Raw genomic sequence first — 6,127 nt, 5'->3', positions numbered from 1 at the left:
GCCCCGCACACCAGGCACGTCGCCGGCGCCGTCTCGGAGCGGAACTCCTCGAACGGCAGGCAGCGGATGGTGGCCTTGGTCTCGTCCTTCACCCGCTCCTCGCACTCGGCCGAGCCGCACCAGCCGGCGTACACGAACCCGCCCGCGCCGTCCATGATCTCGCGCAGGCGATCGAACGAGTCCACGGCGCGGTACGAGTTCTCCTCGCGCCGCTGGCGGGCGCGCTCCAGCAGGAAGTCCTGGTAGTCGTCCAGGCGCTGGCGCATCGTCGACAGCACCTCCGCCTCGGGCAGGAACTGCTTGCGCTCCTCGCCCTCGGGAATGCGGCGCGCCAGCACCACCTGCTCCTTGGCGATGTCCTTGGGGCCGATCTCGATGCGGAAGGGCACGCCCTTCATCTCCCACTCAAAGAACTTGGCGCCCGGCGTGAGCTTGTCGCGGTCGTCGACGTGCGTGCGCACGCCGTCCAGCGCCGCCACGATGTCGCGCGCCTTGGCCAGCACCTGCTCGCGTTCCTCGTCCTTGCGGTAGATGGGCACGATCACCACCTGGATGGGCGCCACGCGGGGGGGCATCACCAGCCCCTTGTCGTCGCCGTGCGTCATCACCAGGCCGCCCACCATGCGCGTGCTCACGCCCCACGACGTGTTCCACGCGTACTCCTCCGCGCCCGTCTCGGACGCGAACTTGAGCTCGAACTGCTTGGCGAAGTTCTGCCCCAGGTTGTGCGACGTGCCGTTCTGCAGGGCGCGGTTGTCCTGCATCATGGCCTCGCACGTGTAGGTGCGCAGGGCCCCGGCGAACTTCTCCGAGTCGCTCTTCTGGCCCACGACCACGGGCATGGCCAGGTAGCCCTCCATGAACTCGCGGTACACGCCCAGCATGCGGAGCGACTCGTCCTGGGCCTCGTCGTGGCTGGCGTGGGCCGTGTGCCCCTCCTGCCACAGGAACTCGGCCGTGCGCAGGAACAGGCGCGTGCGCATCTCCCACCGGACGACGTTCGCCCACTGGTTGTACAGCAGGGGCAGGTCGCGGTAGCTCTGCACCCACTTGGCGAACATCTCGTAAATGATGGTCTCCGACGTGGGGCGAACGATCAGCGGCTCCTCGAGCTTGCTGTCGGGGTCGGGGATGAGCCCGCCGCCCTCCACGGCCTTGAGGCGCGTGTGCGTGACGACCGCGGCTTCCTTGGCGAAGCCCTCGATGTGCTCCGCCTCGCGCGCCAGGAAGCTCTGGGGGATGAAGAGCGGGAAGTACGCGTTCTGGTGGCCCGTCTCCTTGAAGCGCAGGTCCAGCCGGTCGCGCATGAGCTCCCACAGCCGGTAGCCGTAGGGGCGAATGACCATGCAGCCGCGCACGGGCGAGTAGTCCGCCAGCTCGGCCTTGAGCACCACCTCGTTGTACCAGGCGCTGAAGTCCTCCGCCTGGGTCGTCAGTGCTTTTTCGTTGGACATGGTTCCTGGATAGTCAAAGGACCCGCCGCGTCGGGCGGCGGATCCGTGTTTGTATGCGGATCGTGCCCCTGGTCAGGCGAAGATGTCGCGCACCGGAAGCCTCCAGCCCGGCACCACGTCGCCGCCCTCCAGCACGTCGTCAATCTCCAGTTCCAAGGCGGCGCGCCCCGGCCGGAACACCATCACGTCCCGGTTCTGCGGATCGGCCACGACGACCATCCGCGTACCGGCATCGAGGTACTCTTTGACCTTCGCACGCACTTCGCTGAGCCGGTCGTTGGGAGAGACGACCTCGATCGCCAGATCAGGCACACCGAGGAAGTAGCCGTCATCCGAGCTTTCGCCCAACCGATCCGTACGGACGAACGACAGATCAGGGGCACGGACAGTCGCCGGCTCGCTCTCCAGCACGTATCCATACTCGGCGTAAACCTCGCCAAGTCCGTGCTCCAGGACGTGCGCATCCAGCGAACGATTGATCCGCTGGAAGGTCCTCGCGTGTGGGCGTCCAACCGGTGTCATCTCCCGAAGCTCTCCCGCGACCAGCTCCCGGCGGATGCCATCCTCGGGCATCGCCAGGAGCTCGTCCGCCGTCATGGTCCGAAGCTCAGTTGCCATACGTGCCTCTGGAACAGCGGAAAGAACTTCAACATCCAAGGTGATAACCCCGCGCGGCATTCACTGTGCCCGCGCCAGCGCGCCTTCAGCCAATCGCCGGCGCGGGCGTCACGGTCGGCCCAGCTCCGCGAGGGGAACGCGGCTTTCTTCGCGCGTCTCGCTGTCGCGCACGATGGCCACGCCCTCCGCCGACGTCTCGGGCCCCAGCACGACCGTGCGGCGGGCGCCCAGCGCGGAGGCGTTCTTGAACTGCTTGTTGATGCCGGCCGGCTTGTACGCGTAGTCCACGGACGCGCCGCCGTCGCGCAGGCGGTGGACGACGGAGAGCAGCTCCGCGCGCTGCTCGGGCGGCGCGATCACGTAGTAGTCCAGCGTCTGCCGCGTCTCGGGGAGCAGGCCGCGGTCCGTGAGCAGCTCCTTGAGCACCACGTCGCCCATGCCGAAGCCCAGGGCCGGCAGCTGCACGCCGCCCACCTGGCCCAGCAGGTTGTCGTAGCGCCCGCCGCCGCAGATGGCCCGCAGCTCGCCGCGCGCGTCGAACAGCTCGAAGACGATGCCCGTGTAGTACGCCAGCCCGCGGACGATGGACAGGTCAAAGCGCACGTACCCGCCCAGGCCCATGGCCTCCACGTGGCCCAGGATCTCGGCCATGCGCTCGATCTCGGGCCCCACGCCCTCCGTGCCGCCGTACGCCTGGCGCACGGCCTTGAAGTCCGTGTGGCGAAAGATGTCCAGCGTGCGCTCCACGGCCTCGTCGCCCATGCCGGCCTCGCCGCGCAGGCGGGCGCCGATGGTCTCACGGGTCTCGCGCTCCAGCTTGTCCACGATGTTGTAGACGAGGACGAGCTGGTCCTCGGGGACGCCGGCGTGCAGCAGCAGGGCGCGCAGCAGGCGCCGGTCGCTCACGCGCGCCACGAAGTCCTGCTCCGTGAGCCCGAACGCGCGCAGCATGTCGATGGCGGCGGCCAGCAGCTCGGCGTCCGCGGCGACGTCGTCCTCGCCGATGATGTCCAGGTTGAGCTGAAAGTGCTCGCGCAGGCGCCCGCGCTGGGCCCGCTCGTAGCGGAACAGCTGCGGGATGCTGAACCACTTGATGGGCTTGCGCAGCCCGCCCGCGCGCGCGCCCGCCATGCGGGCCAGCGTGGGCGTCATCTCCGGGCGCATGGCGACGTCGCGGCCGCCCTTGTCTGTGAAGTTGTAGAGCTGCTGGACGATCTCGGGGCCGGACTTTTCCGTGTACAGCTCCAGCGGCTCCAGGGGCGGCCCGTCGTATTCCTGGAAGCCGTAGCGGCGCGCGACCTCGCGCCACGTGCGCATGATGTGGCTGCGCACGGCGAGTTCGTCGGGATAGAAGTCCCGAAAGCCGGGAAGTGCCTGAAAGTTTGCGTTCGACATAGCCGCGGAATGTAGCGGATTGGCGGCGTCGGGAGCAACGGGGTGACGGAACTGCGGGTTACAGGGGGACAGGTTACAGGGGACAGCCGGCAACTGCGACGGCACGTCGGGGCAATGATTCTCAGCGATTCGCGCCTCCCAGCCTGAGCGGGTAAACCCGCCGCTGGGAAAGCCATAAGCCCCGTCTCGCGCTGACGCGCTCTGCGAACGAGGCTTCAACGGCGCAAAGGCCGCCCCGGTGCACCGAGGCGGCCCTTCGCTGGGACAGTCCGCGCAGGCGGACTTCGCGATCTTCCAGCGGCGAATTCATTCGCTCGGCTGGGAGTTCGCGGACTCGCAGGCAAGGTCGCCCGCGCCGTCCACGGCTCATGCTCAGACGGCCGTCACACCACCGGGATCTGCAGGATGCCCAGCGCGTCGCCCACCGTGTGAACGGAGCCGGTGACGAGCAGCGTGCCGTAGGGCGCCAGCGTCTCCGCGCGCATCAGCGCGTCCGCCAGGCTCGGGATCACGCGGACGGGGATCGGCGCGTCCAGCGATCGCGCGGCCTGCTCCGGGTCCCAGCGGCGCTCCGCCGGCGCGGAGTCCGCCACCGTGAGGATCGCCGCATCCGCGCGGGCCAGCAGCGGCGGCAGCATGGCATCCCACTCCTTGTCCAAGAGGACGGCCGCGATCAGCACCACGGGGCGCGGCAGGTCGATGGAATCCAGGGACGCCGTCAGCGCGGCCACGCCGGCCGGGTTGTGCGCCACGTCGAAGATCCACGTGGCGCCCCGCTGCCGCTCCACCTGCATCCGTCCCACCCAGCGCACGGCCGCGAACCCCGCCTCCACCGCCTCCCACGACGGCCGCACGTCCTCCGGCAGCGCGGCCAGCAGCTCCGCCGCCACGGCCGCGTTCCGCGCCTGGTGCGCGCCGATGAGCGGAATCCGCACCTCCCGCTCACCCCAGTAGTCCGACGACAGGCGAAAGCGCGTCCCCTCCAGCGACACGCGGACATCCGACACGGCGTCCGCGTCCACCTCCACCCGCGGCGCGCCCGCCTCGTCCGCGCGGCGGCGCAGGACGTCCAGCGGCCCCGGCGCCGTCTCGCCGATGACGGCGGGGACACCGGGCTTGAAGATGCCGCCCTTTTCCCAGGCGATCTGCTCCGGCGTGTCGCCCAGGTACTCCACGTGGTCCAGCGCCACGTTGGTCACCGCCGTCGCCATCGGCTCGATGACGTTCGTGGAGTCCAACCGTCCTCCGAGACCCACTTCGACGATCGCGAGATCGACATCCGCCTCCGCGAAGCAGAGGAACGCGAGCGCCGTCGTCGCCTCGAAGAAGGTGGCGCCGAGACGCTCCACCTCCGGCCGCAGCCGCGCCTCCGCGTCCGCCAGCGCCTGGACGGAGATCGGGCGGCCGTCGATGCGGATGCGCTCCGTGAACGAGACCAGGTGCGGCGACGTGTACAGGCCGATGCGCAGCTCCGGATGGGCCGCCCGCAGCACGGACTCGCAAAGGGCGCTGACGGAGCCCTTGCCGTTGGTGCCGCCCACGTGGAGCGCACGAAAGCGCCGGTGCGGGTTTCCCGCACCGGCGAGCAGCGCTTCCGTGCGCTCCAGCCCGAACCGGATTCCCCCGGTGGTCCGGCTGAAGAGCCAGGCCCCCGGATCGTCGGGCCTCACGCCGCCCCTCTCACGGCCCGCGGCGCGGCGGAACCCCGCCGCGCCGCGATCCCCCTCACGCACTCACGCAGTTCCGCACTCACGCACTTCAAGCGGCTTCGGACGCGCGGAACGCCTCGGAGACGGGCAGCCCCAGCATGTGCCGCAGCACCTTGGACAGGTGTGCCTTGGTGCGCCGCCGGTCCACGATGTCGTCCAGCATGCCGTGCTCCAGCAGGAACTCCGCGCGCTGGAACCCCTCGGGGAGCTCCTGCTTGATGGTCTGCTCGATCACCCGCGGCCCCGCGAACCCGATGAGCGCGTTGGGCTCCGCCAGGTTCACGTCGCCCAGCATGGCGTACGACGCCGTCACGCCGCCCGTCGTGGGGTCCGTGAGGATGGAGACGTACGGCAGCCCCGCCTCGTCCAGCTGCGCGAGGACGGCCGACGTCTTGGCCATCTGCATGAGGGAGAAGATCCCCTCCATCATCCGCGCTCCGCCGGACTGCGAGACGATGATGAGCGGCTTGTTCCCCTCCAGCGCGCGCAGCCCCGCCCGGGCCAGCTTCTCGCCCACGACGGAGCCCATGGACCCGCCGATGAAGCTGAAGTCCATCACCCCCAGCGAGACGGGGATGCCGTCCAGCGCGCCGTCGCCCGTGAGGGCCGCGTCGCCGTGCGTGCTCTTGCGCTCCGCGGCCGCCAGGCGGTCGCGGTAGGGCTTGAGGTCCACGAAGCCCAGCGGGTCGCCGGAGCGCAGCTCGCGGTCGTGCTCGCGCCACGTGCCCGCGTCGATCAGCAGCTGCACGTAGCCGTCGGCGCTCAGGCGCAGGTGGTGCCCGCAGTTGGGGCACACGTTCCAGTTCTCGCGCAGCTTTTCGCGGTAGACGATCTCGCCGCACTGCGGGCACTTTTCCCAGAGCTCGCCCGGCAGGTCGCGGCGGTCGCCGGCCTGCAGGCGCGTCTTGGGCTTGCGGAACCAGGCCATGGTTCGTCGATGTCGGGTGGAAA

General features: G+C 69.9%; 5 protein-coding genes. All 5 read right to left on the bottom strand.

Features of this window, described 5'->3' with window-relative positions; all coding sequences use genetic code 11:
* Positions 1–1,454 (bottom strand): proline--tRNA ligase (gene proS / locus VFZ20_RS09020; protein ID WP_329683531.1); only part of this gene is annotated, 1,454 nt, incomplete at its 3' end.
* A gap of 72 nt (positions 1,455–1,526) precedes the next feature.
* Positions 1,527–2,051: a Uma2 family endonuclease gene (locus VFZ20_RS09015; RefSeq protein ID WP_329683530.1), complete on the bottom strand. Its 525-nt coding sequence runs from the start codon at positions 2,049–2,051 to the stop codon at positions 1,527–1,529.
* A gap of 129 nt (positions 2,052–2,180) precedes the next feature.
* Positions 2,181–3,467 carry a histidine--tRNA ligase gene (hisS, locus tag VFZ20_RS09010; protein ID WP_329683529.1) on the bottom strand — a complete coding sequence of 429 codons (1,287 nt, stop codon included), beginning with the start codon at positions 3,465–3,467 and terminating at the stop codon, positions 2,181–2,183.
* 383 nt (positions 3,468–3,850) lie between these two features.
* Positions 3,851–5,137, bottom strand: coding sequence for a folylpolyglutamate synthase/dihydrofolate synthase family protein (locus tag VFZ20_RS09005; protein WP_329683528.1), 1,287 nt, complete (start codon positions 5,135–5,137; stop codon positions 3,851–3,853).
* A gap of 88 nt (positions 5,138–5,225) precedes the next feature.
* On the bottom strand, positions 5,226–6,127 hold a 902-nt coding region (gene accD, locus VFZ20_RS09000), incomplete at its 5' end, for an acetyl-CoA carboxylase, carboxyltransferase subunit beta (RefSeq protein ID WP_329683527.1).

The organism is Longimicrobium sp., assembly GCF_036280135.1.
GTDB lineage: Bacteria > Gemmatimonadota > Gemmatimonadetes > Longimicrobiales > Longimicrobiaceae > Longimicrobium.
Note: the sequence above shows the minus strand (reverse complement) of the source record. Positions and strands in the feature narration are given on the sequence as shown.